The organism is Methanoculleus sp. UBA291 (assembly GCF_002499755.1).
GTDB classification, from domain to species: Archaea; Halobacteriota; Methanomicrobia; order Methanomicrobiales; family Methanoculleaceae; genus Methanoculleus; species Methanoculleus palmolei.
On sequence record NZ_DANC01000045.1, the window covers coordinates 1 to 26,425 of the forward strand.

At 61.1% G+C, this 26,425-nt stretch carries 25 protein-coding genes; 15 read left to right on the top strand and 10 right to left on the bottom strand.

Features of this window, described 5'->3' with window-relative positions:
• The first annotated feature begins 318 nt into the window (after nucleotides 1-318).
• Together BP737_RS11075 and BP737_RS11080 are read left to right on the top strand one after the other, a co-directional pair.
• Nucleotides 319-588: a hypothetical protein gene (locus BP737_RS11075; protein ID WP_292408880.1), complete on the top strand. Its 270-nt coding sequence runs from the start codon at nucleotides 319-321 to the stop codon at nucleotides 586-588.
• Nucleotides 589-818: 230 nt separating this feature from the next.
• Nucleotides 819-1,469, top strand: a complete 651-nt coding sequence (locus BP737_RS11080; RefSeq protein WP_292408882.1) for a phosphoribosylanthranilate isomerase — start codon at nucleotides 819-821, stop codon at nucleotides 1,467-1,469.
• A 52-nt stretch (nucleotides 1,470-1,521) separates the two neighbouring features.
• Here the strand turns inward: BP737_RS11080 and BP737_RS11085 are convergent, their stop codons facing one another.
• Nucleotides 1,522-2,712 (bottom strand): hypothetical protein, encoded by a 1,191-nt coding sequence (locus BP737_RS11085; protein WP_292408884.1) that lies wholly within the window; start codon nucleotides 2,710-2,712, stop codon nucleotides 1,522-1,524.
• A gap of 475 nt (nucleotides 2,713-3,187) precedes the next feature.
• Here BP737_RS11085 and BP737_RS11090 point away from each other — a divergent pair, with 475 nt between their 5' ends.
• Nucleotides 3,188-3,622 (top strand): Hsp20/alpha crystallin family protein, encoded by a 435-nt coding sequence (locus BP737_RS11090; RefSeq protein ID WP_292408886.1) that lies wholly within the window; start codon nucleotides 3,188-3,190, stop codon nucleotides 3,620-3,622.
• 86 nt (nucleotides 3,623-3,708) lie between these two features.
• Here the strand turns inward: BP737_RS11090 and BP737_RS11095 are convergent, their stop codons facing one another.
• From BP737_RS11095 to BP737_RS11105, 3 genes are all read right to left on the bottom strand, one after another.
• A complete protein-coding gene (locus tag BP737_RS11095; protein WP_292408888.1) occupies nucleotides 3,709-5,070 on the bottom strand; it encodes a glycosyltransferase in 1,362 nt (453 codons plus the stop codon).
• Between the two features lie 102 nt (nucleotides 5,071-5,172).
• A complete protein-coding gene (locus tag BP737_RS11100; RefSeq protein WP_292408890.1) occupies nucleotides 5,173-5,598 on the bottom strand; it encodes a response regulator in 426 nt (141 codons plus the stop codon).
• Nucleotides 5,599-5,601: 3 nt separating this feature from the next.
• On the bottom strand, nucleotides 5,602-7,404 hold the full coding sequence (locus BP737_RS11105) for a PAS domain-containing sensor histidine kinase (RefSeq protein ID WP_342686182.1): 1,803 nt from the start codon (nucleotides 7,402-7,404) through the stop codon (nucleotides 5,602-5,604).
• A 220-nt stretch (nucleotides 7,405-7,624) separates the two neighbouring features.
• Between BP737_RS11105 and BP737_RS11110 the strand changes: the two genes are divergently transcribed.
• Nucleotides 7,625-8,305 (top strand): 2,5-diamino-6-(ribosylamino)-4(3H)-pyrimidinone 5'-phosphate reductase, encoded by a 681-nt coding sequence (locus tag BP737_RS11110; RefSeq protein WP_292408895.1) that lies wholly within the window; start codon nucleotides 7,625-7,627, stop codon nucleotides 8,303-8,305.
• Nucleotides 8,306-8,364: 59 nt separating this feature from the next.
• Here BP737_RS11110 and BP737_RS11115 read toward each other — a convergent pair whose 3' ends face one another.
• Nucleotides 8,365-8,829 (bottom strand): hypothetical protein, encoded by a 465-nt coding sequence (locus BP737_RS11115; RefSeq protein ID WP_292408896.1) that lies wholly within the window; start codon nucleotides 8,827-8,829, stop codon nucleotides 8,365-8,367.
• A 188-nt stretch (nucleotides 8,830-9,017) separates the two neighbouring features.
• On the opposite strand from BP737_RS11115, the gene BP737_RS11120 reads away from it, so the two are divergent.
• From BP737_RS11120 to BP737_RS11145, 6 genes are all read left to right on the top strand, one after another.
• Nucleotides 9,018-10,607, top strand: coding sequence for an FMN-binding glutamate synthase family protein (locus BP737_RS11120; protein WP_342686183.1), 1,590 nt, complete (start codon nucleotides 9,018-9,020; stop codon nucleotides 10,605-10,607).
• A 516-nt stretch (nucleotides 10,608-11,123) separates the two neighbouring features.
• A complete protein-coding gene (locus BP737_RS11125) occupies nucleotides 11,124-12,782 on the top strand; it encodes a 2-oxoacid:acceptor oxidoreductase subunit alpha (RefSeq protein WP_342686187.1) in 1,659 nt (552 codons plus the stop codon).
• Entirely contained in the window at nucleotides 12,779-13,663 is an 885-nt protein-coding gene (locus BP737_RS11130; RefSeq protein WP_292408900.1) for a thiamine pyrophosphate-dependent enzyme, read from the top strand. Before BP737_RS11125 ends, BP737_RS11130 begins: the two co-directional genes overlap by 4 nt.
• A gap of 239 nt (nucleotides 13,664-13,902) precedes the next feature.
• Nucleotides 13,903-14,715 carry an SDR family oxidoreductase gene (locus BP737_RS11135; RefSeq protein ID WP_292408902.1) on the top strand — a complete coding sequence of 271 codons (813 nt, stop codon included), beginning with the start codon at nucleotides 13,903-13,905 and terminating at the stop codon, nucleotides 14,713-14,715.
• Nucleotides 14,716-14,917: 202 nt separating this feature from the next.
• Nucleotides 14,918-16,399 (top strand): MFS transporter, encoded by a 1,482-nt coding sequence (locus BP737_RS11140; protein ID WP_292408904.1) that lies wholly within the window; start codon nucleotides 14,918-14,920, stop codon nucleotides 16,397-16,399.
• Between the two features lie 96 nt (nucleotides 16,400-16,495).
• Nucleotides 16,496-17,122: a TMEM175 family protein gene (locus BP737_RS11145; protein WP_292408906.1), complete on the top strand. Its 627-nt coding sequence runs from the start codon at nucleotides 16,496-16,498 to the stop codon at nucleotides 17,120-17,122.
• On the opposite strand, the gene BP737_RS11150 is transcribed toward BP737_RS11145, so the two are convergent.
• Nucleotides 17,082-19,004: an agmatine deiminase family protein gene (locus BP737_RS11150; protein WP_292408908.1), complete on the bottom strand. Its 1,923-nt coding sequence runs from the start codon at nucleotides 19,002-19,004 to the stop codon at nucleotides 17,082-17,084. The two genes, BP737_RS11145 and BP737_RS11150, sit on opposite strands and share 41 nt — an antisense overlap.
• A 135-nt stretch (nucleotides 19,005-19,139) precedes the next feature.
• Here BP737_RS11150 and BP737_RS14805 point away from each other — a divergent pair, with 135 nt between their 5' ends.
• Both BP737_RS14805 and BP737_RS11155 read left to right on the top strand, forming a co-directional pair.
• Nucleotides 19,140-19,592 carry a transposase gene (locus BP737_RS14805; protein ID WP_342771283.1) on the top strand — a complete coding sequence of 151 codons (453 nt, stop codon included), beginning with the start codon at nucleotides 19,140-19,142 and terminating at the stop codon, nucleotides 19,590-19,592.
• Nucleotides 19,593-19,729: 137 nt separating this feature from the next.
• Complete coding sequence (locus BP737_RS11155; protein ID WP_292408910.1) at nucleotides 19,730-20,290, top strand: manganese efflux pump MntP family protein; 561 nt, start codon at nucleotides 19,730-19,732, stop codon at nucleotides 20,288-20,290.
• Here the strand turns inward: BP737_RS11155 and BP737_RS11160 are convergent.
• Complete coding sequence (locus BP737_RS11160; RefSeq protein WP_292408912.1) at nucleotides 20,287-21,210, bottom strand: DUF362 domain-containing protein; 924 nt, start codon at nucleotides 21,208-21,210, stop codon at nucleotides 20,287-20,289. The genes BP737_RS11155 and BP737_RS11160 overlap by 4 nt on opposite strands.
• A 336-nt stretch (nucleotides 21,211-21,546) precedes the next feature.
• Here BP737_RS11160 and BP737_RS11165 point away from each other — a divergent pair, with 336 nt between their 5' ends.
• A complete protein-coding gene (locus tag BP737_RS11165) occupies nucleotides 21,547-22,002 on the top strand; it encodes a hypothetical protein (protein WP_292408914.1) in 456 nt (151 codons plus the stop codon).
• Here the strand turns inward: BP737_RS11165 and proS are convergent, their stop codons facing one another.
• Genes proS through BP737_RS11180 form a run of 3 tightly spaced genes read right to left on the bottom strand, consistent with a single transcriptional unit; the run spans nucleotide 22,003 to nucleotide 24,871 of the window.
• A complete protein-coding gene (gene proS / locus BP737_RS11170) occupies nucleotides 22,003-23,436 on the bottom strand; it encodes a proline--tRNA ligase (RefSeq protein ID WP_292408916.1) in 1,434 nt (477 codons plus the stop codon). It abuts the gene before it with no gap.
• Nucleotides 23,437-23,466: 30 nt separating this feature from the next.
• Nucleotides 23,467-24,033, bottom strand: a complete 567-nt coding sequence (locus BP737_RS11175) for a stage II sporulation protein M (protein ID WP_292408917.1) — start codon at nucleotides 24,031-24,033, stop codon at nucleotides 23,467-23,469.
• On the bottom strand, nucleotides 24,026-24,871 hold the full coding sequence (locus BP737_RS11180) for a DUF63 family protein (RefSeq protein WP_292408918.1): 846 nt from the start codon (nucleotides 24,869-24,871) through the stop codon (nucleotides 24,026-24,028). Before BP737_RS11180 ends, BP737_RS11175 begins: the two co-directional genes overlap by 8 nt.
• 11 nt (nucleotides 24,872-24,882) lie before the next feature.
• On the opposite strand from BP737_RS11180, the gene BP737_RS11185 reads away from it, so the two are divergent.
• Both BP737_RS11185 and BP737_RS11190 read left to right on the top strand, forming a co-directional pair.
• Complete coding sequence (locus tag BP737_RS11185) at nucleotides 24,883-25,965, top strand: NAD(P)-dependent glycerol-1-phosphate dehydrogenase (protein WP_292408920.1); 1,083 nt, start codon at nucleotides 24,883-24,885, stop codon at nucleotides 25,963-25,965.
• Between the two features lie 7 nt (nucleotides 25,966-25,972).
• Nucleotides 25,973-26,425, top strand: a complete 453-nt coding sequence (locus BP737_RS11190) for a UPF0179 family protein (protein ID WP_292408923.1) — start codon at nucleotides 25,973-25,975, stop codon at nucleotides 26,423-26,425.

Genomic DNA, 26,425 nt, shown 5'->3' on the forward strand with positions numbered 1-26,425 from the left:
AACGCGCCGTTGAGCCTGTGGACTTGCCTCAGTGGAGGGAGAATGAAGCAGGAAGCTGCGCCCGAGAGCGCGGGGTAGTTCACTTTAGTTCCATGCAGCGGTTGTGATATTCATGCTCTGAAAAGCCGGTTAGTCTTTGCCCCCCTCACAAAAGGTTCACATAACTGTCAAACAATTGCTGTTTTGTAAACCCGGAAGCGAGGTGAATGAGGTGACCGTCGGAGAGAGGGTGAAGATGGCCCGAGCGATAAATGGCTTTAGCCAGAGGGAACTCGCCGGCAGGTAACAGAACTTGTTCCTCGGAATCGCAAGTTATCGATGCAGGATCTCTTTGCATTTGTCCTCGCGAGACATCACCGTTGCCTGCTGGTTACCGGCGATGGAAGGCTGAGGACGCTGGCCGAGCAGCAGGCAACAGAGTGTCACGGCACTCTCTGGGTTATGGATAAGATGATTGAATATGGGATACTGAGCCCTGCATCCGCCGATACCGCTCTGGAAACGATTTTGGTGAAAAACACCCGCCCCCCGGCTGCCGAGTGTGAAGAACGGCAAAATGTGTGGAGGGAAATGCAGGGTATACAGTGATCGCCAACCCGAAATAAATGGTCACGCGACCTGTTGGTGCGCGCTTTTTTACCGTCTGGCGTAACAAGAAGAGGTCGGGTTAAAGCCTGGAGATTATGCTAGGCGACGGACTGCTATGCCGTCCTCGACCGCTCCCGGTAGGACGATTCCGTCGTGCAAGGCCGACCACCGTCGCGGGCCCTTACGGGTCCGGCAGACATCCTATCTACCAGAACGACAGAGTCACTCTGATGCGTGTAAAATTCTGTGGAACGGCCAGTATTGCAGATATGCGGTGTGCGGTGGATGCGGGCTGCGATGCCATGGGGTTCGTCATGGGCGTGACCCATCAGAGCAGCGACGTCGTAACTCCCGCTGAAACGGCAGAGATGGTAAGACAGCTCCCGCCGTTCATCGAACCTGTCGCGGTCACCCACCTGCAGGGAACGGAAGACCTCATCAGGCTGGTGAAAGATTCGCATTGCACGACGCTGCAGATCCAGGATACCGTCGACCCGCCCGAGATGGACGTCATCCGCGACGCTCTCCCGTATCTGAAGATCGTGAAAGCCGTTCATGTAATGGACGAGTCGGCTATCAAGACCGGAAAACGCTATGAACGCTACGCCGACGCGCTCATCCTCGACACCAGAACGCGCGAGAAGATCGGAGGAACGGGGGTCCCTCACGACTGGAATATCAGTGCAAAAATTGTGGCGACCACCGCAATTCCCGTGATACTCGCCGGAGGACTCACGCCGGAGAACGTCACGGAAGCCATCCGGAAAGTCCGCCCGTACGGCGTCGACGTGCATACCGGCGTCAAGAAAGACGGTGTTCGAAACCCCGAAAAAACGCTTGCATTTGCCCGGGAAGCAAGAAATGCCCTGAAGAATGAGTGAACTGCCCCCATGATTTCCGGACAGGCCCCACGAACGGTAAAAAAGAGGGTATTCACCGGGCCGGCACTGTCGCCATGCTCTTCTCCACCCGGCGGGCCATCTCCTGCTTGACCCGCCGGATGTTCTCCGCCCGGTCGCGTTCGGCAAGGTCCGGGCCCGCTTTACCGACGACCTCCTCACTCGGGACGCCCTTTGCATTCATGACCCGCAGGTAGCCGAAACTCGCCCAGTTGTCCGGGAGGTCGCGCACCCGCATAAACTCCGTGTTGTAGGGTGCAAGATCGAGCTGGGTGTCGATGACGCTGTTAACGTAGTCTTTGTTCGACTCAAAAACGACCGGAGGCTCGATGATGTCGGTCTGCATGATATCCCGAATATCGCGGCCCTCGTGCTGTTTGAGGAGCCTTGCGCACTCGGAGAAATGCGTGATCTCCATCTTCGTAAACATCTCCCAGATCCCCTTGATCCTCGGGTCGCTCTCGGTCTGTGCGCAGGAGTGGTAAAGGTAGGCCTCGTTGAGTTCCAGCAGCGCCATCTTCTCAAGCATCGTCTCGGCGGGGTCGCCGAGCAGTTCGTACTGGGTCACGTGCTGCTCTTCAACCTCCGCGATCTCCGCGTAGAGTTGCCGCGCGATGTCGTCGGGGTACATGGACCCGTGCGACCGGTAGAAGAGCATCGTCTGCTGCTCCGCCGAGACAATCGTGTGATAGTTCAACTTCGTCTTGATCGCGGCCGTATCCCTGTCGTAGTGCTTCCGCATCGAGTCGTCGGGGTGGCGGTGCTCGATGCTCGTCGGCCGGGCCGGTTTGACCTCGGTTTTGCCCTGGACAATCATCTCGGGGTCGCCGCCCTCGATATAGTCGTAGAGGCAACCGTAGCGGTAGAGGTGATCGAAATCTTCGAGCAGCGCAAAATCCAGCGTCTGCTTCACGTAGGGGTCCGGCTCGTTCTTCGCCAGGTTCGCGGTGAGGTCGACCGCCACCTGCTCGTAGCCGAGGGTGGTCTCGATGACCGACTGGTCCGCCGGGTTGAGCCAGTTGACCGTTTCCTGCTGCTGGGAGTCGATCCGCCGCAGCAAGGACATTATGCGCTTCACCTCAGGGTCCGGATGCAGCCGCTCGATCGCGTGCGACATAAGGACGGCATTGTTCTCGATGCCGTTCATGAGAATGATCCGGGTCCGGGTGTAGGCGTCGACCGCCTTCTTGTCGTATGGGGCCGGAACCATATCTTTCCAGTTCATGGGCTGCTCTTCCATCGGCATACCTTCTATGGCAAATGGTTTGAATTGGGCCATCTCATCTCCCTCCATAACCCCCGTAAATCCGTCGGCACTGGCGTTTCCGGCAGGACGACGGCACCGACGGCACCGACGGCATGCGCCCGGTCGCCCCCCGCGCCCGAGAAATTCCGGGGTCCCCACCATATCGGTCACGTCACAAAAACCTGCCGGGCGGTAGGGAGACGCACGGAATGGGGGCCCGGGGGGTTCATCGGAGACTCCGCCGGGATATTCGGCGGATAATCCGGCCGGGCATTGCTCCGGGTCGCCGGGAGGTCGCAAGGTCTACATTACAGAACGGGCGGTTAAAGGGCGGGCGGGCGATCCTGAGTGCGGCGTCTCCCGGGTGCGAAGGGTTAAGTATGCATGATCAAGGGAGAACCCAAGGATGGCAACCAGCCATCCGATCTCCACCAGACTTGATGAGGCAAGGACCATGTCACGGAGAGAAGACAATCCGTTCGGCTCCAAACGGCGGGACATCGACAGTCCACCGGTTTCCCGGTGGAGCGGCCGCGATTTTCGCGGTCTGTCAGCGGACTTCCGGGTCGATATCCTCGACCACGACGACGAGGTGATCGTGGTTGCGGAACTGCCCGGAGCGGAGGAGAACGCGATCAGGGTCAACCTGCTCAACCCGCAGACTCTGCGGATAACAGCAAGACGCGCCGGACCGTCCGAAGAGGAATCGGGAGGCGGCTACTCTATCCTGGAACGCGGGAACGGCATCCTGAGCCGGCTGATACGCCTGCCGGCAAGCGTAACCGAAGAGGGTGCCGGGACCGGGTTTAAGAACGGCGTTCTGGAGGTGCGCTTACGAAAGATGAGAGGGCAGTCCGAACCCGGAGGAAAGGAGATTCCCATCGAGTGAGGTGACCCGGCCGCCCCTTGCCGGAGTGAACGAAGGAGCGCCGCCGAACGTTTCTCCTCACATGAATCGCACCGACCCACCCATCCTCAAGATGGATCGGCCGAGGACCGGGAAGAGCCATCAGTACCGGCGGGGGAGCAGGTAGCCATCCGGGTCGTCACCACCTGCGGGTGGTAGCAGATGACGCTGTCGCGGGCGGTGATCCTGCCGTTCTTCACCTGGTCGATGACGGCGAGGTGGTCCTGCACGCCCCGGGGGAGGAGGTAATACTCCCGCACAAACTCTCTCCCCCGTGCTCCCATCTCCCCGGCCAACTCCTGGTGCCGGAGAAGGTAAAGGATCCGGTCGGCGGTCTCCTGGACCGTCGAGACCAGGTAACCGTTCCAGCCGTCGCGGATCTGGAGCGGTATCCCGCCGACGTTCCCGGCGACGACGGGTTTCCCCTTCCAGAGCGCCTCGGTCACCGTCAGCCCGAACCCCTCTTTTATGGACTTCTGGATGATCACGTCCGATGCCCGCTGGAGTGCGTTGATCTCGCGATGACTGTCCGGCGGGAGGTCGAGGATATGAATGTCGGGATCGTCCTCGGCCGTCTCGCGGACCTCACGCAGAACGAGGTAGCACTCCGGGTCGTCGCACGCCCGCCCGCCGACGAGGACAAGCTGGCAGGGAGTCTTTCGGCGAATTCGCTTGAACGCCTGTATGACGCCGACCGGGTCCTTGAAGACATCGTAGCGGGAGACCTGGGTGACAATCGGCTTTGCCGGGTCAATGCCGTACTTCGCGAGGGTGGCGTCGATCTCAGCCTCGGGGAGGTCGCGGTTCTTCTCGGAGAGAGGGTCGATGAACGGCGGGATGATAAAACTCGGCACGTTCCAGAGGGGGAGGTACTGGAAACTTGAAAATATACTTGCATGGTATTTTTCGACCAGTCGCCTCATGATATTGCCGATGCTGCCTGCGGTCGCGGTGGGCACCGTCTCCAGATGGACGTGGCACCGCCAGAGCAGTCTCTTCCGCTCGAGTTCCCGGGCCGTCAGGAATTCAACGAGACCGAGCGGCTGGGGGTCGTGGACCGTCACAACATCGCTGTCGTCCTCGATCAGCGCTTCGTTCTGCCGCTGGGCCTCCCAGTAGGTCTCAATCATCGACGGGGCGAACCCGTCCCGGCCCTGGAGGAAGTTATGGAGCGTCTTCGTGACATCGAAGAACGCCGGTTCGGCCTCCATGACGCTCCATACGGTCTCAAGACCAAGCGCGTTCAGGAAAGGAACATACGACATCAGGATCTCCGCGACGCCCCCGCCGTAACGGGTCGAGTTGATCTCCTGCAGCCTGACACCGGAAAGACGGTCGACAAGATCCTCAATCGCCGAAAATTGTTCTGCGCCCACGATCCGCTGATATTCCTTGAGGGAAGGACAGCCGGGGAGATCTGTAACGATCATGAGAATGTCACTGCCGGTCAATACGCCCCCGGCCAATAAAATGCCTTTCGGTGTAGGGCAGACGACCGGGGAGGAGAACCGGCGAGGTGCCCCCGAAAAAAACTACCCGCTCCGGATCTGCGGGGTATGGCGACGCTCGTCGTCAGTGTGAGAGGAGGCGTCGCGGGGGAGGACCCGCTCCAGTGCTGATTTCAACTCGGCAAGTGAGATGGGCTTCTCCAGGACGCCGACGATATCATCCGCGTATCGGGAATATTCCTCGGGCCAGACATGCTTTGCGGTAAAGAGCAGGACCGGGATGTCCCTGAACCCCTCATTCCGCTTCAGTTCCTCCAGGAATTGCCATCCATCGATGGGGGACATCATCACATCGAGGATAATGAGCGCGGGTTTCTCTTTCTTGAGCATCCGCAAGGCATCCCACCCGTTGTGAACCAGGAGCGGTTCACGATTGATCCTCCGGAGCAGCAGTTCCATGACCTCCAGCGTCGGCAGGTCATCGTCGACAACCATAATCTTATTTCCCACGATTCATACCTCCTTTGGTATTCTGATGGTGAAGGTGCTCCCCTCGCCCACCACACTCGTCACCGTTATTTCTCCTCCATGCAACCGGACATACTTACGTGCAATCATGAGCCCCAAGCCAATTTTACCGCTTTTGCGGTGCAGTTTTCCGGCATTACCGGTAGAAAACGGCCCAAAGATTGATTCGATAACATCCGCAGGGATACCGATGCCATTATCACACACCATGATATAATGGTTGTTATTTGATTCTGCATAACGGATCCATACGTTCTTTGGTGGTTCATTATACTTAACCGCATTTGATACCAGACACTCCAGCGCCAGAGATAGTTTATCACGATCTCCCCAGATGCTGGCGCTATCCGGGATTTCGTTGGAGATTTGAGCGTCTGGATCATACCCGCCCCGGGAAACGATGGTATCGGCGAGCCGACGGAGGGGTACTTCCTGAGCGAAGAACTCGATGTGATCCATCGTAAGCAGACTCAACTCGACCACCTTCTCGACCACCGCCTGCTCCTGCCTCGAGCACACAAGACAGTTCGCGAGGTACTTCTCCACCTCCTTCGTGAGACCGTAGTGTCCGGGATCTTCGACTATCATCTGAAGATAGCCGATGAGCGGCTGCAATGGCGTGCGCAGTTCGTGGGAGAGCGTGGTGGCGAGCCCTTTCCACTGGTCGACCTCCCAGGTCATCTGCCTGCAGGCAAGCCTTTGCCGCCGCATCTCGGTGGCGTCGTGCGCCGATCCTACGACACCGATGGGGACGCCCTCCACCCCCGTATACGGAGCGATTGTAACGGAGAAGGTATGGCGAACCCCCGCCAGTTCGAGGTCGAGATTGTAGCGGGCATTCTTCTGTTCATCAACCGCTTTACGGACCCGCTCCATGTGCTGACGGGCAAGGTCCTCAGGCAGGAGGGCATCCGCACCGCGTCCGATGAGATCATCGGGAGAGATCCCGTAATCGGGAGCACGCAGCCAGGAGAAGTGGAGGATACGGCCTGCGGCATCCTGCACGAAGAAGATATCGTTTGACTGCCGGATGAGTTCCGTCAGGGTCCTGTTCGACCGGACGGGGTCGGTATACTCCCCCTGGAGCCTGCCGATATCCACAACCGTGCACTCGAAGAGGTTCTCGGGAACAAGAGACCGACAGGAGAGGAGGACCGGGCGGAGACTGCCGTTTCGCGCACGAAAAGTCGTCTCCGCATTCCCGATGCCGCCATCCCGTTTCATCTCCTCGATAAACTGAATTTTCGCATCTTCATCCGCCCAGAGTCTCTCGACCGGGAGGCCAATGAGTTCCGATGGGGTGTAGCCGAGAAGGTCCGCACATCGGCTGTTGACGCAGAGCAGCCGGAGGGTCTCCGGGTCGCAGAGAAACTTTGCACTGCCGGTATCTTTGGCGATCCGTCTGCACCGGGAAACGGTGAGATAATAACTTCGCGAAAAGAGTGTTGTGACACCGAAAACCCAGATGAAGAAGATTGTGTGCAGTCCGGTCGTTAACAGGTCTACGGTAAAACCGAGGATCGAAAGGCATATCCGAATAACTAAAAACCCAAAAATTAGAAAGGCAGTCACGGGAAATCCCTGTCGGGGGAACCAGAGAGCGACAAGGGCTATCGGGATACAATAGGTCAGGGGGCAGAGGAGGTAAGCGTGGGTGTGTTCCGGCGTGACCGCCGTCAGCATGAGTGATACCGTCGAAAATGACAGGATCACAATCATTTTGACGATATCCGTCCCGGTAAAGAGGTCTTCCTGAAAGCGGCTCAAGAGATACCGGTTTAAAGACATATGGGACACACAAGTTATTCATGAATCTATATATAAAACATTCGAAATCATACGAAAACAAATAGATAATATTTCATAAAACGACGTAAAATTCTTCGATGGATGGGGGCGAGTGCCAAATATTTCCCGAGGGCCGGAAGAGGGAGGTGTTGAGACCGCGAGAAACCTCATAGCGTTATTTTAGGGAAAACATATGGTGATCGTCGTGTAACTCTAAATCATGCGTCCTTTTGTCTTCATCAACGTCGCCATGAGCGCTGATGGGAAAATTTCAACACGAGAGCGGCGACAGGTGAGAATCTCGGGAAAGGAAGATTTCTCACGGGTCGACCGGATCAAGGCGGAGAGCGATGCGATTATGGTCGGCATCGGCACCGTGCTTGCCGATAATCCCTCGCTCACCGTCAAGTCACCGGAACTCCGGGCCGAACGGAGATCGGCAGGAAAGGATGAGCACCCCGTCCGTGTCGTGGTGGATAGCCTGGGCAAGACTCCCCCCTCTGCCGACATCCTCCATAAAGGGACCGGAAAGCGTATCGTCGCCGTCTCGCGCAAGGCGCCCCTCGAAAAGGTAGAAGCACTCAGAAAACACGCCGCCGTCATCGTCGCCGGGGATGCGACCGTCGATCTCGCAGTCCTGCTTGACGATCTGTACCGGCAGGGTGTCCGGCGCCTGATGGTCGAGGGGGGCGGAACCCTGATCTGGGGGCTCTTTGCGCAGGGGCTCGTCGACGAACTCCAGACATTCGTCGGCAATATCGTCATCGGCGGGAAGGATGCCCCCACGCCGGCAGACGGCACTGGTTTTCTCCGGGAAGAGGATTTCACGCGGTTACGCATCATCGAGGCAACGCGGTTCGACGACGGCCTCCTGATACGATGGGGTGTGGGGAAGCGATAGATCGGAAGGTCTCGCCCGGATGACCGCTCTCCGAACCGTCCCAAAAAGAGTTATGGAGGTCACGGGACTTCTACAATCTCGTCTTTAACCTTATAGGAGCCGCCCGTGATGAGAGAGACGGTAATCTCCACCCGATTCTCCCCTTTTGCATTGTTAATGATAAGGTCGTCGCCGATACGCGGCTGCAGGGTATCGGTAACGACCTCCCCGGTCGACCGGGTCACGCGCACATCGATGCTCTTTACAAAGTCCTGGCCTTTGCCTCCCCGGAACGCAATGGAGAGGTCGTGCGTAACCCGGGAGGGATAGCCTGGCTCAATCTGGAAAATAACATCTCTTTCCGGCGGCATTGTCTGCGTTGGACCGGGCGTCAATGAGACCGGCGTCGTGGGTGCAGGCGTTGCCGTGACCGTCGGGGTCTCCGTAGGGGACGGCCCGCCGTCGTCGCCGGGATTCGTGCAGGCGGCGCTGAGCGAAAACGCAAGCAGAAGCACAATTAGAGCGGGTAGCAACCTGAAGTTCATAATCCACCATACTCATCAAGATATTTCACCCTTTCGCCATGCTCGCGGCATATCCCGGAACACCGGATATAAATATCAGATGTCGGCGGATCGCATCCAATTGCGGAAAGACCGGGATAGGCGGGCCCGGTAAAAAGTAAGATTTAAATGTGCAGGAAAGAACCTTCTATCTACATACGGGTGCAATGATGAATCTACGAAGACCGAATGCTGACGACGCGACCGGAACAAGTAATCGTTCCCGGGACGTCGTGCCTATGTCCGGCATCTGCAGCCGGTGCGTCGACGGGTGCAAGGGGGCATGCGAGATCTGGCTCTCCTCCTTCCGGGGCAGAGAAGTGCTCTATCCCGGCCCGTACGGTGGGATCACTGCCGGCGCGGACAAAAATTACCCGGTCGATTACTCGCACCTGAACATCCAGGGCTATGCACGGGGTGCAAAGGGTCTGCCGGAAGGCGTCGAGGCCGGGCCGGATACCGCGGTGTTTCCCACCGTCGACACCGGCACCGAGTATGGATGGGATGTCAAGGTCCCGATGCAGGTCCCCGTCTTCACCGGAGCGCTTGGGTCGACCGAGAGTGCCCGGGCAAACTGGGAACACTTCGCCATCGGAGCAGCCATATCGGGCATCACGCTCGTCTGCGGAGAGAACGTCTGTGGTGTCGACCCCGGATTGGTGCTTGACCACAACGGCAAGGTCGGCAAGTCGCCCGAGATGGATCGCCGGATCGAGACCTACCGGAGGTTCCACGACAGGTACGGCGAACTCCTGGTGCAGTTGAACGTGGAGGACACGCGCCTTGGGACCGCAGAATACGTCTCGTCAAAGCACAACCTGGAGACGATCGAGCTGAAATGGGGTCAGGGTGCAAAGTGCATCGGCGGCGAGATCAAAGTCGATAACCTGGGTCGGGCGAACCAGCTCAAGGATCGCGGCTACATCGTCCTCCCGGACCCGGGAGACCGCGAGGTGCGGGCAGCCTTCCGCGGCGGCGCAATAAAAGAGTTTGAGCGGCACTCCCGCCTGGGCTTCGTCACCCGGGAGGGCTTCCTCGAAGAAGTCGACCGGCTCCGCGACGTCGGGTTCAAACGCGTCACCCTCAAGACCGGCGCCTACTCGGCCGTCGAACTCGCGATGGCGCTTCGATACGGAGCCGAGGCGAAGATCGACCTTCTCACCATCGATGGTGCGCCCGGCGGCACGGGAATGAGCCCCTGGCCGATGATGAACGAATGGGGCATCCCGACCTTCTACATCGAGTCCCTCGCCTACCAGTTCGCCGAGCGGCTGAAGGCACGAGGCATCCGGGTCCCGGACATCGCCATCGCCGGCGGGTTTGCGGACGAAGCAAACGTCTTCAAGGGGCTCGCCATGGGAAGCCCCTATGTCAGGGCAGTCTGTATGGGCCGTGCCCTCATGATCCCCGGCATGGTCGGGAAGAATATCGGCAAGTGGCTCGAAGCCGGCGAACTCCCGAAGACCGTCTCGAAATACGGCCGCACGAAAGAAGAGATCTTCGTCTGCTATGAGCAGCTTAAAGAGAAGTATCCCGGCCGGATCGACGAGATCCCGCTTGGAGCAGTCGGGATCTACACCTACACCCAGAAGTTCAGGACCGGACTCCAGCAGATCATGGCCGGCACCCGGAACTTCAACCTCAAGACGGTCACCCGGAACGACCTGATGGCCCTGACCGAGGAGGCGGAAGCAGTCTCCGGTATCCCGTACGTGATGCGCGCCTACCGCGACGCTGCCGAAGCGGTCCTCGACTCGTAGCCCCGAACTATACGGGGGCGGGGAGAGACTCCCCACCTCCTCTCACAGCCGCACGTGAGGGGATGCGTGAGGCAGTCGCGGGTGGGAAAAACAATCCGGAAAGGAATAAACATCCGGAACTGAAATTTTTCTTTTCTTCGTCATTTACGATACTTTTAAGGCGAAGGGTGCCTCCGGTGTGTCCGATATGCCATGTACAGAGAGACCGGCCCTGCCATTCTCACCATCGGGGAGCGGGGTTCATCGGGTCGCACCCTGAAACGGAGTTGCTGCAGCACGGCTACCCGGTCCTAACCTGACGCCGCAGGTGCACGGTCGAAGAGGCAACGACCCGACCATCTCGACCCGGCCGCCCGGGGTTGAGGCCGCAACCACAAAGGGGCAGAAGCGTCCCGCACCCTTCGAGGTACCAACGCCGCCGCGCCTCCCGGTCTGAAAGCCGTCCGGAACTCGCCCTCCGGGGCCACCGGCACAACCTATTTACCCGCAGACAGGCTACGGCACGTTTTGATCACCATGGGCGAATACTCCGTACTGATCGGCGGAAAGGCCGGAGAAGGCATCAACACGGCGGGACTCTCCATTGCCGCCCTTTTCTCCCGCCTTGGCTACCGCACCTACATGTATTTCGATTACCCCTCGCTCATCCGGGGCGGGCACAACTATGCGATCATCCGGGCCTCGGAGAAGCCAACCGGCGCCACCCGCACCCCGGTCGACGTCCTCCTCGCCTTCGACCAGAACGGCATCGAAATCCACCGCGAACGCATTCACGACGGCACGACCGTCATCTACGACGCTTCTCAGGTGGTGAAGGGAGAAGGCTACGGCCTCCCGCTCGACCGGGTCCTCAAAGAAGAAAAAGCACCCCCGATCACCGGGAATTCCGCGATGCTCGGGGCGCTCGCGCGGGCGGCGGGCATCGGACGGGAGGTCCTCGACGACGTCATTCGCGGAAGCGTCCCCGCCAAGCACCTGGAGGCAAACCTCCGTGTCGCAGGCCGGGGCTACGACGCCGTGGACCACGTCTTCACCGTCGAACCGCTCGATGCTCCGGCACTCCCGATCCTGACCGGAAATGAGGTGACGGGGCTCGGGCTCGTCCACGGCGGGCTTGAGTCCTACGTCGCCTACCCGATGACCCCGACGTCAAACCTCCTCCATTTCCTCGCCGGGCATGCCGAAGACCTCGCGATCAAGGTTCTCCATCCGGAGAACGAGATCGGCGTCATCCTGATGGCCCTCGGGCTTGCCTACGCCGGTGAGAAGACGGCGGTCGGCACTGCGGGCGGCGGGTTCTGCCTGATGACCGAAGGGCTCTCCCTCGCCGGTATGGCCGAGGTCCCCGTAACGATCGTGGTGGGGCAGCGGCCGGGCCCGAGCACCGGGATGCCGACCTACACCGCTCAGGGCGACCTCCACTTCGTCCTGAACGCAGGCCAGGGGGAGTTTCCCCGGCTCGTCGTCGCCCCCGGCGACCTCGGGGAGGCCTACGCCTGGTCGGCGACCGCCCTCTCGCTCTCCTGGAAATACCAGGTTCCCGCGATCATCCTGACCGACAAGACGCTCGCGGAAGGGGCCTACTCCTTCGACATCGGGGCTGTCCCCCCGCTCCCGGACCGGGAACCGAAACTCTGGGACGGTGCAGGAGAGTATCGGCGGTATGTGCGGACAGAAGACGGGGTATCGCCGCTCGCCTTCCCGGGGAGGAAAGGCGCCGCCGTCAAGGTGAACAGTTACGCCCACGACGAGGCCGGAATCACCACGGAGGCGTCAAAGGATGTCCGTGCGCTGCAGGAGAAGATGCTCCGAAAAGGCGAGAGCCTCTCGGCGGAACTCGCAGCCTATCCTGCGGTGCAGGTCTACGGCCCTCACGACGCCGAAAAGACGGTCGTCTGCTGGGGATCGGAGAAGTGGGCATGTATCGAGGCCGCCGAGCGATTCGGAGCGCGGGTCGTCCAGCCGCTCGTTCTCGCACCTTTCCCTGTCCGGCAATGGGAAGAGGCGATGACCGGGACAGGTCGAGTCGCCTGTGTTGAGGACAACGCCACCGGACAGTTCGCCCGCCTTCTCCGGCAGCAGGGTTTCGACCCCGGCCAACCGGTCCTGAAGTACGACGGGCGGCCGTTTGAGGTCGATGAACTGGAGGCGCGACTCGGGGAGGTCTTCGTGTGAGCCCGGAGCGGCCTGCCGGAAAGGCGGCCGGAGGGCTGATCACCCCGGCGGAGAACACCTGGTGCCCCGGGTGCGGCAACTTCGCGATCCAGCACATGATGAAGTCGGCCATCGCCGAACTTTCGGAGGAGGAGGGGATACCGCTTGAGAACTTCGTCCTCCTCGGCGGCATCGGGTGCCACGGGAAACTGGTCGACTACCTGAACGTCAACAGTTTCTACGGCATCCACGGGCGATCGATCCCGGCGGCCACCGGGATGCGTCTCGCAAACCCGGAACTCAAGGTCATATGCCACGTCGGGGACGGCGACATCTACGCCGAAGGGCTCGACCACCTCATCTTCGCGGCCAAACGGAACAGCGACATCACGGTCATCGTCCATGACAACCGGGTATACGGGCTGACGACGGGGCAGTACACTCCGACGTCGCCCACTGGCTTTAAGGGCCGTTCAACACCCGGCGGAATAACGGAGCACCCCATAAACCCTCTCGAGGTGATGCTTGCCGCCGGGGCGACCCACATTGCACGGGGCTACACGAAGAAGGTCCGGCACCTCAAGGACCTCTTTAAAGAAGCGATCCTGCACCGGGGGTTCTCGTTCGTCGACGTCCTCCAGATCTGCGCTACCTACTTCAACCTGACCGACTACTACAACGCTCACGCTTACGAACTGCAGGAGGGCGATGTCGAGACCGGTCGGCCCGGGAGTGCCCTTGAAAAGATCCGGGAGTGGGACTATAATCAGGATGCGCCGATACCGCTCGGGACGTTCTATTCGGTTGAAAAGCCCATCTACGAGGAGGAGTTTCAGGCGCTCACCGCCGGGAAGCCGGACCGGCGGGCGCTCGTCCGAAAGATGATCGAGGAGTGGCGGTAACTCCCGTGCGGTGCAGGGTCCCCACCTGGAAATTTTCTTCCACAAGCGCCTCAATCATCAGGAAAGGGTCGTGGTTTCGGTCGTTCGTGAAAACACAGGCTGTTCCCGGCTTTCCTCGTTCCGCCGGGGCCGACCCCATGTCGGCACGGCATCCGGGGGAGACCTTCATAACCCTCCGGCACCTAGGGGGGCCCGGGGCGGGCAAGGGTGCCCGGACCCAGAGAGGAGTGGGCAGAGGTATGAAACGACTGGAAGGAAAGAACGTCCTCATTACCGGCGGTTCAACAGGCATCGGCCGGGCGACGGCGATCCGGTTCGCGGACGAAGGCGCAAACGTCGCCATCAACTACCATTCAAGTGCGAGGGAAGCAGAGATCACGCTTGCGGAGGCCCAAAAGACCTGCAGCATCATCCGTGAAAAGGGGTGCGGGGAGATGCTGGTCCAGGGAGATGTCGCCAGCGAAGAGGATGTCAAACGCATCTTTGCGGAGGTCCTCGGGGCGTGGGGAAGGCTCGATATCCTGGTCAACAACGCTGGCATTCAGGTCAAGAGCCCGACCCACGAGACGACCATGGGCGCCTACGACCGGGTCCTCGCGGTGAACCTCCGGGGCGCGTTCCTCTGCGCCCGGGAGGCGGTGCGGCACTTCCTCGACCGCGGGGGCGGGGGCGTGATCCTCAACAACACGTCTATTCACGAGACCGTCCCGAAACCGTACTACGCCTCCTATGCGGTGAGCAAAGCCGGGATACGGGCCCTCGGGAGGATACTCGCGCTCGAGTACGCCGGGCAGGGCATCCGGGTCAACACGGTCGCTCCGGGCGCGGTCGTCACCCCGATAAACCGGGAGTGGGCGGACGACCCGGCGAAGAGGGCCCTGGTGGAAGCGCACATCCCGATGGGCCGCGCCGGAGACCCCGAGGAGATCGCCGGGGTCTTCGCTTTCCTCGCATCGGACGAGGCCGCCTACATCACGGGACAGACAATCTACGTAGACGGCGGGCTGACCCTCTACGCTGATTTCAGGACGCCGTGGTCGTCGGGGAGTTGAGAGATCTGAGGCGGTCTCTGCGGATCACCGTTCAGAAGACTCCGGCGAGGTGCCGGTAATTATTCAAACAGATTAATATAATTCAATTTTTATACAATAAACCCGGGGAAATAGTTCCCGGCACGGGGTCTGTCGGAGATATTCCGACACAGTTTAAGGAGAGCGGTTCCGTGAGCATCGAAAGCAGAGACCCGGGTAGAGCATGGTCTTTGAGGTAAAAGAGAGTCTGACGGGCGAAGAAGTCCGCCACGGCTTAAAACTCGTTATAAGAGACGGCCTTGCCACCCAGGCGATGGTGACGCTGACCGGCGGCATCTTCCTTGTAGCCTTTGCCCTGCTGCTCGGCGCATCGAACACCGTCGTCGGTCTGCTCGCCGCCATCCCGCCGCTCGCAGAACTCCTGCAGATCCCGGCCATCTACGTCGTCGAACGTATCCGCAACCGGAGGCTGGTGGTCGTGGCGGCGTCGCTCGCCGCCCGCATCTGCTGGGTCCCCATCATCCTGATACCGTTCTTCCTCTCGCCGCAGCAGGGGGTGTTCGTGCTCATCGCCGCAATCGCCCTCTATGCGTCGTTCTCGGCGATCTCCCACTGCGGCTGGAACTCCTGGATGCGGGACCTGATACCGCAGGACCGGCTCGGGGCCTTCTTCTCCCATCGACTGACCCTCTCCACGGTAATCGCACTCGTCGTCAGCCTTGTCGCCGGTTTTTTCATCGACTCGTGGGAGGCCGTCTTCCCGGATCTCGCAGCCTACGGCTACTCCGCCCTCTTCCTCTTCGGTCTCATCGCCGGCCTCATCGGGATCGTGTTCCTCGCCCGCACGCCCGAACCCCGGATGGTCGTCGAAGGCGGGGAGGCCGGCCTCTTCGCCACTATCAAAAAACCGTTTGCGGACCTCAACTTCAGAAACCTGGTCATCTTCCTCGGCTCCTGGAACTTTGCCGTCAACCTCGCGTCGCCGTTCTTCACGGTATATATGCTGCAGAGCATCGGCCTCGACATCTCGATCGTCGTCGCCCTCAGCGTCCTCAGCCAGGTCATGAACATCATCTTCTACCGGTCGTGGGGCCGGGTCTCCGACCGGTTCTCCAACAAATCGGTCCTTTCCGTGAGCGGCCCGCTCTTCATGCTCGCGATCTTCGCGTGGATGTTCGTCACCCTCCCCGGCGTCTACGTCCTGACCTACCCGCTGCTCATCCTCATTCACATCCTCATGGGGATCTCGCTTGCGGGGGTCTCGCTTGCCTCAGGGAACATCGGCCTGAAACTGGCTCCACAGGGCCAGGCGACCAGTTATCTTGCAGCAAGCACCTTCGCAAACTCGGTCGCCGCCGGCGTCGCCCCGGTCCTCGGCGGGCTCTTCGTGGATTTTTTTGCCGAGCGGGAGCTCATCTGGACCCTGATCTGGAAAGACCCGGTGCAGGAGATCGTCTTTGTCACCCTCGACCTGCAGCAATGGGAGTTTTTCTTCCTGTTCGCCTTCATCCTCGGGCTCTATTCGCTCCACCGCCTGACGGCGGTGCAGGAGGAGGGAGAGGCGAAGGAGCAGGAAGTCGTCGACGAGCTCATCGCGGGGGTCCGGCGGGATATGCAGAACTTCTCCCCGGCCGGGGGCCTCCGGGATATGGTGAAATTCCCCTTCTCGGCCATACGGGACCGGCGGACGAAGAAAAAACGTTGACGGGTCCGGACGGCGTCGTCCCGCTCCCGGGTCCCGCCTCGAAGGCAACGCACACCATTATATCTGGCCGGCTCCTCTCAACAGGGATCGTTAGAGATGGGACGGAGAGACAGCAAGGGTCGGGAAGCCGGGGCGCCGTCCGGTTTTCCAAAGAATAGGACGGAGTCGCTCACCGACGGGATATTTGCCTTCGCCATGACCCTCCTGGTCCTCAGCCTCGATGTCCCGGCAGGCGCCCACGACCCTTCCAACGCTGCCGTCGTGGCGATGCTTGCCGGCCTGGTTCCTAACTTCTACCACTACCTCCTCGCGTTCTTCATCCTCGCGTCCTTCTGGGTAGCCCATCACGCCCAGTTAGACCGGCTCCGGTATATCGATCGCCCCTTTCTCTGGATCAATATCGCGACGCTCATGTTCGTCACGCTGGTCCCGTTCACCGTCTCCCTCATCGGCGACTACCCCGACGCGACCTTCGCAGCAATCGTCTTCGAGGTTAATCTTCTTGTTCTCGGCCTGCTCTTTGCCGCCCAGTGGCGGTATGCCACAGGAAGCAGCCGGCTTGTCCACCCCGGCACCGACGTACGGCGCGGAAACCTGCGGGCGATGGTGGTTCCGGTCATCTCCGCCATCGCGATACTGCTCGCAATCGCCGGCATGACCTGGAGCACCGCAATCTACGTGCTCATACCTCTCGTGACGCGTCTTCTGCCCCGGGACAGGTGATGGACGGCTGCTGCTGACTGATGCAGTGGACCGCACCGAAACCCGCGACCATCGCCGTGCAGTCGATGCCGACGACCTCCCGATCGGGGAAGACCCGTCGGATTCGCGCCAGGGCGACCTCGTCGTTCGGGTGTTCGAAGGCCGGCACCAGCACGACGGTATTACCTATGTAGAAGTTCGCATAACTCGCCGGCAGCCGGTCCTCGCCGCCGACGCTCACCGGCATCGGGAGCGGGACGACGGTCAGGGGAGTGCCGTCCTGATCGGTCGAGGCCTGGAGGATCGCGTAGTTCTCCTGCAGGGCGGCGTAGTTCTCGTCGTCCGGGTTCTCTTCGACGGCACAGAGAACCGTTGTCGGGTTCACGAACCGGGCGAGATCGTCGATGTGGCCGTCGGTGTCGTCGCCGGCAATCCCTCGCTTCAGCCAGATAACGTGACCGGCCCCGAGATAGGCCTCCAGGTATGCCTCGATATCTCCCCGGGAGAGGTGCGGGTTCCGGTTTGCGTTTAAGAGGCACGCCTCCGTCGTGATCACTGTGCCGCACCCGTTCACCTCGACCGAGCCGCCCTCAAGAACGATCCCGGGCGTGAAGAGAGGGAGACGAAGGGTGTGGTTCATGAAGAGCGGGACCCGGGTATCTCCCAGAAGTTCCGGGTATTTCTTTCCCCAGGCGTTGAACGTCCAGTTCACCATCGCGAGGCTCCCGGTCTGCCGGTTGACCACAAACGTCGGCCCGTAGTCCCGGAACCAGACGTCGGCGTAATCGGTGCCGTGAAATCTGACACCTTCCGAACCGACGCCTTCCTCATTCAGCATCGCTTCGACCCGAAAGCGCATCGCTTCGCCGGTGATGAGCAGGTTGACGGTCTCGGACTCACGGAGCGCCGCGATGATCCTGACGTAAGCATGCTCCACTGCAGCAAGGTCGGGGAACGTCTCCCGGTCATGGGGCCAGGCGAGCCAGACGGCATCGTGCGGTTCCCACTCTGCAGGCATACGGTAGCCGAGAGCCCGTGGGGTCCTGCCCGGCGGGAGCCTCCGGGTGAGCGCCCCGTAGGTCTCCGGCCGCCGGTTCCGGAAGAACCCCCAGCCTTCCCGGACGATCTCGTTCTCCGAGAAATCGACCTCCACGACGAGGACTTCCTCGTCAATCCCGCCTGCCCGGGCAAGAATGTTTCCGAAAGCGTCGGCAACGAACGAACTCCCGAAAAACCGAAGACTCCCCTCGTCGCCCACCCGGTTGACGGCGGCGACGTGGACGCTGTTTGCGATCGCGTGGCCCCGCTGGACCGTCTCCCACGCCTCGCGCCAGTCGCCTTCCGGCGGTTTCTCCCCGACGATTCGGCCGATGGCGGTCGGGTAGAAGATGATATCGGCACCCTGCAGCGCGACGATTCTCGCAGGCTCCGGGAACCACTGGTCGTAGCAGATGAGCACGGCAATCCGCCCGTACCGGGTGTTGTAGACCCGATAGCGGTCCCCCGGCCGGAAGTAGGTCTTCTCGTAGAAGAGGGGGTCATAGGGGATGTGCACCTTCCGGTAGGGAGGAAGGGCCCGTCCGTCGGCGTCGATGACCGCCGCTTCGTTGTAGTATTCTCCGGACGGAGTCCGCTCATAAAGCGGCACGACGATCACCACGCCGTGTTCGCGGGCAAGCGCTGAGAATGCCCGGGTTGAAGGGCCGGGGACGGTCTCGGCGTAAGCGGAGGCGTCCATCCCCTCATACTGCGGGAAGTAGGGGGTCCGGTAGAGCTCCGGCAGGCAGAGGACCCGGGCCCCCCTCGCGATGGCCGCTCTCGCCATATCGAGTGTGTGGGCAAGGTTGCGGTCGGGGTCATCGCTCACCGCCGTCTGGATGAGGCCGATCGTTTGCGTGCTCATGGTATCATCTCTCCGTATCGATAGGACACTCCAGCGTTTTATCTCTTCGGGGCTCTCGGGGCAGAGCGTGAAGACCCCGGTCGAGAGAACCGGGGATGACACGGCACAACCCAGAGGGTTGTGCCTGTCAGGAAGATGCAGAGCATCTTCCGTGAAGCGGCGTCCCTTCTTCACTTTCACCCCGCCCGGCTCTTCTTTTATATCAAAGAACGAGAGATTACTCATGTGTCAACCGTTCCACCCAGAACGCGGGACACCTCCTCAAGGTTCATCGGATTTTTAACCTACAAGGCAGCCCTTGCAGGTAAGAAAGTAATAACAATCGATGAACAGGCCACGACGAAGACCTGCTGTGTCTGCGGAGCGGTTCACGATATGCCGCTTTGGAAACGAGTTATGGACTGTGAATGCGGGAACCGCATCGATAGAGACCAAAACAGTGCGGTCAACATCATGGTGCGGTTCCTATCACAACATGCCCTGTGGACGGGCTATCGGCAGTTCGCCGGGAATCTGCGACAAACAGGTCCGGAGCTTCCAGAAGTTCCAGTACACTCGCAGGAAGCCCCACCCTTATGGATGGGGTAGTTCACACCAACCGCAGAATCGGCACGGGAGATAACCTCCGGCCGGAGATCGTGCTTGCGCACTCTTTGCGCGAAGTTGCGAAGCCTTGCCGGGGCCATAGCGTTATCCGGTCTCGCGGCCAATAGATACCCGGAGAAATGGGGTTCGCGACAACTCTCCTCATCGCAGTTGGCCTCGGGGCGGACGCATTCGCCGTCTCGATCAGCGGAGGGGCCACCGTGCGGGAAGACCGGGGTCGGTGGGCCCTCATCATCGGAGCGCTCTTCGGCGGGTTCCAGGCCGGAATGCCGGTGCTCGGGTGGCTCGGCGGCATAAGTCTTGCTTCGCTCATCGGGGCCTACGACCACTGGATTGCTTTCATTCTGCTTGCTCTGATCGGCGGGAAGATGATCCGCGAGGCGGTCCGTGGAGACGGCGAGAACGTGCAGTTTGCCGCCGGGAGCGTGATCACGCTCCTCCTGCTCGCCGTTGCGACAAGCATCGACGCCCTCGTCGTCGGCGTCACCTTTGCCCTGCTGGACACCTCGATCCTCATGCCCGCAGTCACAATCGGCCTCGTCACCTTCGCCCTCTCCGCCGCCGGGGTGCTGATAGGGAGTTCGCTTGGCCGGGTGTTCGGGAGGAAGGTGGAGGTCTTCGGGGGGGTCATCCTGATCGCCATCGGCCTCGAGATCCTGATCGACCACCTCTTCTTCTAAGCGGTCTCCTCGTCCAGGACCCGCCGCATATCGAAGACCAGGTCTTTGCTCTCGGAATCGAGCGCAACGAGCCTGAGGTCCTGGGCCGACCCGACCCCCACCCCGAGTTTCGCCGCCCGGGCGATCGGGTCCATCTCAAAGATCCGGCCCCGCATCACCTCCGGCGTCGAACCGTAGCGCCGGAGCAGGGCAATCCCTGCAGCATCGAGGGCGACCCGGTCGGTGCTCGCGAGCATGATGTTCGGGGCCACAAGACCGCCCCTCTCGGGCCCCCCGGTCGAGAACCCCTCCGTTGCATCCAGCAGGGCAAGGTCGCAGGGGAAGAAACGGTTAATCTCGGCGATCATCCTGCGCTGGTGCGGTGACGAATGCAGTTCCGCCATGTAGTTGTAGCCGTTTCCGGGGTTCTTCTTCGCAACGGCCCCTACCGGATTCTTCAGGGAGAGGGAGACCTGCCCGCCGAACCGGTGGGTCTTCAGGCAGCAGGTCTGGACCACCGCATCGGCCTCCCGGAAGATCCGGGCGATCAAGAATCCCCGCTCCCAATGGAGACCGTCGGGCGGGACGGCCTCCCATCCCGCGAGGGGGAGGTCGTCGAGCGCCACCACCTCCGCTCCCGCCCGTGCCGCGACGTCGAGAGCGCCCCGGTTTTGCAGTACCTTCCGTGTCTCTCCCATCCCGCTCCGCTCCCCGAGCCGCACTACCCGGGCACCGGCATCACGGACCTGTCCGAGGATCGCTTCCAGCGTATCCGGGTGAGTGGTCGCGGGAAAAGGATCGTCGCTGTTGAAGTTCGCTTTGACCGCAACGGTCTTCCCGTCGAGGGGAGAAAGACCGATCTCGCGCCAGAGCGACCCGACGGCGTGATCGCGATCAGACGCATCGATAACGTAGACCAGGGATGCTGCAGGGGAAGCCATGCGAGCGAAGTGCCTCGTCACCCCATATAAACATACGCCGGCCGGTCCGCATGCGCCCCGTCTCGGCGGGAGCAACCGCTTCCGGACGCTTGCAACGGCACGGGACGGGCGGGTGCCGGGGGTTCCGCCGTCCCGGGAAGACGGACCGCAAACACCCCCGGGTGAAGAGATCCGGGCGCCTCATTCGACACGTATAAGAGCACACCAAACGCAATACGTAGTAAACCTCAAGGCAATCGTAAAGACCGCGCGTACGCGCGTGGAATGCTCCCGGAAGGCAAAACGGCCCTGCCCTCTGCTTCCCGGGAGAAGAGAAGGTATGAGGCCAGTACAACCATGACTTCCAGAATGCATACCCCCCACACCACCTGTCCCAGCTGCCACGAAGAGGTCTTCCTGGACGAACTGGTGGGTGGGCGCTGTCCCCTCTGCGGGTATTCCCTCGATGAAGACGACGGGACCTGCAGTGAGTATGAGGAGACCCTCGAGCGCTCCGATCTTGGGTGGATGATCTTCCAATACTTTGTTTTCAAGCAGTTCTGCAGCGAGGGAGCAGCCCCGCTCCAGGTCATGCAGGTCCTCTCCCGATACGAGGACCTCGCCCAGTGCAACACCGCCGACGCGGAGAAGATGCAGTTCACTCTGGAAGTTTCGATGAGCCGCTGGGAGCGGCTGCTCCCGAAGAGATGCGCAAAATGCGGGAGAATATTCTTCCAAGGCGGAAAAGCGGTGATCTCGGGAGACCTCTCATCCCCCGAGCACAAAAGAACGTATATCTGCCCGTCCTGCTGATCAGTAGGTCCGGGCGACCAGAGTGGACGTGCCGTTCCCGCCGCAGGCGATGCACGGGCCGGCCGAGACGGTAATCAGGTCCGACCGAATGTCGGACCCGAGGATGCTTGCATCCGTCGCCGCCTCAATCTTTTCTGCGCACTCCTTCGACCCGCACCAGTGAACGACCGCAACCCCCCGCTTCACCGCTTCGGCGGTCTCTTCAAGGGTATCCGTCACGGCGATCCGGTCGGCCATCGCCTGCCGCGCCGTCTGCGAGAGTTCTTCTCCGAACTCGGCGAGGACGGAGATGACGCCTTCGACGACACCGCGCCGGTCAAGCGTGATCTTCCGACCGAGCCGCGTGACGGCGACGACCGTGTTAGCATCGATATCGCGCGGTCCGATCTCAACTCGCAGGGGGACGCCGCGCATCTCCCAGTGGTAATACTTCGCGCCCGGACGCATATCCCGGTCGTCCAGTTTCACGGTAAATCCAGCGTTCCGGAGATCTTTCTCGACCGTTGCAGCCGCCGAGAGCACCTCCTCGCGCCGCTTTCCGACGATGATCGGCACGATGACGATTGCTATCGGCGCAACTTCCGGCGGCAGGACGAGCCCCCTGTCGTCGCCGTGAACGCTGATAGTCGCCGCAATCGATCGTTCGGAGATGCCGTAGCAGGTCTGGTAGGCATACCGCCGCTCCCCGTTCGCGTCCTCGAAGGTAATATCGTAGGTGCGGGAGAAGTGGTCGCCGAGCATATGCGCCGTTCCGATCTGGAGCATCTTCCCGTCGGGCATGACCGTGTCGACCGCCATGGTGTAGTCGGCGCCCGGGAACTTGTCCCAGTCCGGGCGGCGGGATATGATCACCGGGACCCGGAGACGGTCGTAGAACTCCCGATAGAGGCCGAGCGCAGTCTCGACCTGCACCGCCGCCTCCTCCCGCGTCGCATGCACGGTATGCGCCTCTTTAAACGAGGTGATCTCCCGGAGACGGATGAGCGGGCGGGTATGCTTCGTCTCGTAGCGGAAGGTATTGACGATCTGGTAGAGTTTCAGAGGCAGATCGGTGTGGGACCGGATCCAGAGGGAGTACATCGGGTAGATGGCGGTCTCGCTCGTGGGCCGGAGGGCGAGCGGTACGTCAAGTTCGTTCCTGCCGCCGTGGGTGACCCAGTAGACCTCGTCTTCGAAGCCCTTGATGTGCGCGGCCTCCTTCATGAACTCGGTCTCGGGGATCAGGAGGGGGAACAGCGTCTCGGCATGGTCGCGGTCCATCAGGCCCCGGAGTATCCCGTAGACACGTTTCCTGATGGCGAACCCGTGGGGATACCAGACGTAGAGCCCCTTAACCGGGTAGCGAACGTCCATGATCTCGGCCCGCCAGAGGACCTCATTGTACCACTGGGAAAAGTCTTCTTTCCGGGGAAGTGCGCCTGTATCTTCTTCCATCCGTCTCCTACCTCAAAAAGTATGGTTGCTCTAAACGATCATACTTAGGATTGCCGGCGTAATAAATGCCTCCACGACCGCCGCAGCCGCGAGGAGCGGGACGACGATCCGGAGGAAGAGGCGGGCCAGCGGCGCTGCCCGGGCGGCGGCATCGCCGTTGCCCTGCCACTCGGCGGTGAGTTCCAGCCCGAGGAGGAGGCCGAGGCCCCCCGCAATGAGGAAGGCGGGGATCTCGAAGATGCCGTGCGGTATGAGCGCCGCGGCAATGTAGGGGAGACCCTGCTGCTGCCGCACGAGTTCCATCACCGCACCGATCAGAAACCCGTTGGCCGAGAGGATCAACACCGTGATTATGCCGAGCGAAGCCCCTCCGAGAAAGAGGAGGAGACAGGCCGTCAGGTTGTTCAAGAACAATTTTACCGCAAGAACCGCCGGTGAATCGGAGCGGAGATCGCCGGCGACCTGCTCGGCAAAGAGGGTCGTGACCTCCTCTCCGACGCCAGGGTCGCGGGTCACGACAACGACGCCGAAGGCGACCGCGACGGCAAAAACGACGGCTGCAAATCCTGCAGCCCAGGCAAGCCAGTGTTCAGACATAGAGCACCATCCGCACCGTATCCCGGATACCCGGCGCCATGCCGACAACGATCATGGCAAGCAGGATGAGGTACCAGAGGTCGGAGTTGCCCTCCCGTCGGTAGATCTCAAGGACGTATACGGCGGGGATGAGCACCACGATCTTGAGGAGGAACATCGAGAACGCGGTGCCGGTCAACTCGATCAGATTCGAACCCACGACATGCTGTTCAACGTAGTGAATGGGGTGAAGGTCGATGCCATAACTTGTGGCGCTCGCATCCAGCATGTGGCCGAAAATGAGGAGTTTATAGAGGATATTTGATGCGTAATCCCATTTCAGACCGTAGACCAGGAACGCCCAGAGGGCAAGCGACGACGCGAGTGCGAGGATAAGGATGGTGACAAGGACGTCGAGCGCAATCGTTGCCTCGGTGAGGCCGAACCATACGAGCACCGCGGCGGTGATAAGAGAGGCGACGATGCCCGCTCCCCCGTAGACCCGGCTGTAGCGGGAGACGAGCCCCGCATTCTCCGCGAGTTTACCGAGAAACAGGGCGACTCCCGCAATCGCAAAGATCAGGAAGAAGATCAGGGGCGTGATCAGGAGGAAATGGAAGTCGGACGTGATCATCCCTGTATCCTCGACTACCCGCAGGAGCCCGCCGAGGACGACGAAGGGCAGGGTCGAGAGTATGAGTTCGTCATCGATGGCGATCTTATACCGCCGGAGCCCCCGGTAGACGAGGTAAACCGCTGCGATGAGAATCAGGGCGTAGGTCAGCGTATCGACGAGCGTATACGGTTGGCCGTAACGGATGGGATCTATGTAATATTTGTAGAGGAACTCCCTAATCATTACTGATCTAAATGAGCGCAGACCGCATAAACCTACTCAGAACCAAAGTCTTCGACAAATCAAAATGGATGCAGCTCCCTCGCGACGTCGTCGTCGGTCACGACGCCATCGAGCAGATCCCGGCTGTCTGCGAAGACCTTGCTCTCGGCGATTCTGTGCTCATCGTATCGGGGAAGCAGACACGGGATGTTGCCGGGAAGAGGGTCGAAGCACTCCTCGCCGGGTCCTATGACGTTACAACGTTTACCATCGACGGCGGCGAGCCCGTCGAGACGATCCGGAAGGCCGAAGCGGCGTCGGCAGAAGCCGGGTTCGTCATCGGCGTCGGGGGAGGCCGGGTCATCGATACCGCAAAGATCGCCGCTTACAATGTCGACCGTCACTTCATCAGCGTCCCGACCGCCGCATCGCACGACGGGATCGCCTCATCGAGGGCCTCGGTCCCGACCGCCGACGGGAACGTCTCGCTCGCCGCCGAGCCGCCCATCGCCGTCGTTGCCGATACCGCCGTCATTGCGTCGGCGCCCCACCGGCTGCTCGCGTCCGGGTGCGCGGATATCATAGCGAACTGCACCGCAACCCTCGACTGGGAACTTGCCCACCGCCTTACGGGAGAACCGGTCTCGGAGTATGCGCTGACGCTCGCCCGGATGACCGCCGAGATCCTCTTTCAAAACGCCGACCTTATCAAACCACATTCCGAGGAGAGCGCCTGGATCGTGACGAAAGCGCTGGTCTCTTCGGGGGTTGCGATGAGCATCGCGGGGTCTTCACGGCCCGGCAGCGGTGGCGAGCACAAGTTCTCCCACGCGCTGGACCGGCTCGCGCCCGGAAAGGGCCTTCACGGGGAGCAATGCGGTATCGGGGCGATCATCACGATGTACCTCCACGGCGGGGACTGGGAGGCGATCCGCGACTCGCTGCGGAAGATCGGCGCACCGACCACCCCCGCCGAGATCGGGGTCGACGATGAGACGGCCGTAGAGGCGCTGCTCGCCGCCCGGAAGATCCGGCCGGAACGGTTCACGATACTGGATATGGGACTGACGCCGGAGTCGGCGCGGAACCTTGTGAAGATGCTCTACCGGGAGTGAGGCGGAAATGGCAAAGGAGAAGACGAAGGTGACGCTGATCGGCGCCGCGCTTGCGAGAGAGGGGCTTGAGTTCGTCTATGAAGGCAACACCTGCGCGGAGTGCGAGGGCTGCAAGGTCCAGAAGGTCTGCCACAACCTGCAGCCGGGGAAGAAGTACCAGGTCGTGGGGGTCCGCTCAAACACCCGGCACGACTGCCCGGTCCATCATGAGGCGGCGGTCGCGGTCGATGTGGCGGAGGCCCCCATCGTCACGCTTATCGGCTCCGACATGGCGATTATGAACTCAAAGGTGAGTTACGAGTTCTCCTGTCCGAGGGGCGGCTGCCGGAGTTACCGGCTCTGCCGTCCCGACGGCATCATCGAGGGGGAGAAGTACGTCGTCGGGGAGGTTCTCGGCAACGCTCCTGACGTCTGCGAGCGGGGCCGGTCCCTGAAACTGGTGGAACTGCGACCAATCTGA

Bases quoted from the DNA above. Each gene is read 5' to 3' on its own strand.
- BP737_RS11075 (WP_292408880.1), top strand. From the start codon at position 319: ATGCAGGATCTCTTTGCATTTGTCCTCGCGAGACATCACCGTTGCCTG.
- BP737_RS11080 (WP_292408882.1), top strand. From the start codon at position 819: ATGCGTGTAAAATTCTGTGGAACGGCCAGTATTGCAGATATGCGGTGT.
- BP737_RS11085 (WP_292408884.1), bottom strand. From the start codon at position 2,712: ATGAACTGGAAAGATATGGTTCCGGCCCCATACGACAAGAAGGCGGTC.
- BP737_RS11090 (WP_292408886.1), top strand. From the start codon at position 3,188: ATGTCACGGAGAGAAGACAATCCGTTCGGCTCCAAACGGCGGGACATC.
- BP737_RS11095 (WP_292408888.1), bottom strand. From the start codon at position 5,070: ATGATCGTTACAGATCTCCCCGGCTGTCCTTCCCTCAAGGAATATCAG.
- BP737_RS11105 (WP_342686182.1), bottom strand. From the start codon at position 7,404: ATGTCTTTAAACCGGTATCTCTTGAGCCGCTTTCAGGAAGACCTCTTT.
- BP737_RS11110 (WP_292408895.1), top strand. From the start codon at position 7,625: ATGCGTCCTTTTGTCTTCATCAACGTCGCCATGAGCGCTGATGGGAAA.
- BP737_RS11115 (WP_292408896.1), bottom strand. From the start codon at position 8,829: ATGAACTTCAGGTTGCTACCCGCTCTAATTGTGCTTCTGCTTGCGTTT.
- BP737_RS11120 (WP_342686183.1), top strand. From the start codon at position 9,018: ATGAATCTACGAAGACCGAATGCTGACGACGCGACCGGAACAAGTAAT.
- BP737_RS11125 (WP_342686187.1), top strand. From the start codon at position 11,124: ATGGGCGAATACTCCGTACTGATCGGCGGAAAGGCCGGAGAAGGCATC.
- BP737_RS11135 (WP_292408902.1), top strand. From the start codon at position 13,903: ATGAAACGACTGGAAGGAAAGAACGTCCTCATTACCGGCGGTTCAACA.
- BP737_RS11140 (WP_292408904.1), top strand. From the start codon at position 14,918: ATGGTCTTTGAGGTAAAAGAGAGTCTGACGGGCGAAGAAGTCCGCCAC.
- BP737_RS11145 (WP_292408906.1), top strand. From the start codon at position 16,496: ATGGGACGGAGAGACAGCAAGGGTCGGGAAGCCGGGGCGCCGTCCGGT.
- BP737_RS11150 (WP_292408908.1), bottom strand. From the start codon at position 19,004: ATGAGCACGCAAACGATCGGCCTCATCCAGACGGCGGTGAGCGATGAC.
- BP737_RS14805 (WP_342771283.1), top strand. From the start codon at position 19,140: ATGCAGAGCATCTTCCGTGAAGCGGCGTCCCTTCTTCACTTTCACCCC.
- BP737_RS11155 (WP_292408910.1), top strand. From the start codon at position 19,730: ATGGGGTTCGCGACAACTCTCCTCATCGCAGTTGGCCTCGGGGCGGAC.
- BP737_RS11160 (WP_292408912.1), bottom strand. From the start codon at position 21,210: ATGGCTTCCCCTGCAGCATCCCTGGTCTACGTTATCGATGCGTCTGAT.
- BP737_RS11165 (WP_292408914.1), top strand. From the start codon at position 21,547: ATGACTTCCAGAATGCATACCCCCCACACCACCTGTCCCAGCTGCCAC.
- proS (WP_292408916.1), bottom strand. From the start codon at position 23,436: ATGGAAGAAGATACAGGCGCACTTCCCCGGAAAGAAGACTTTTCCCAG.
- BP737_RS11175 (WP_292408917.1), bottom strand. From the start codon at position 24,033: ATGTCTGAACACTGGCTTGCCTGGGCTGCAGGATTTGCAGCCGTCGTT.
- BP737_RS11180 (WP_292408918.1), bottom strand. From the start codon at position 24,871: ATGATTAGGGAGTTCCTCTACAAATATTACATAGATCCCATCCGTTAC.
- BP737_RS11185 (WP_292408920.1), top strand. From the start codon at position 24,883: ATGAGCGCAGACCGCATAAACCTACTCAGAACCAAAGTCTTCGACAAA.
- BP737_RS11190 (WP_292408923.1), top strand. From the start codon at position 25,973: ATGGCAAAGGAGAAGACGAAGGTGACGCTGATCGGCGCCGCGCTTGCG.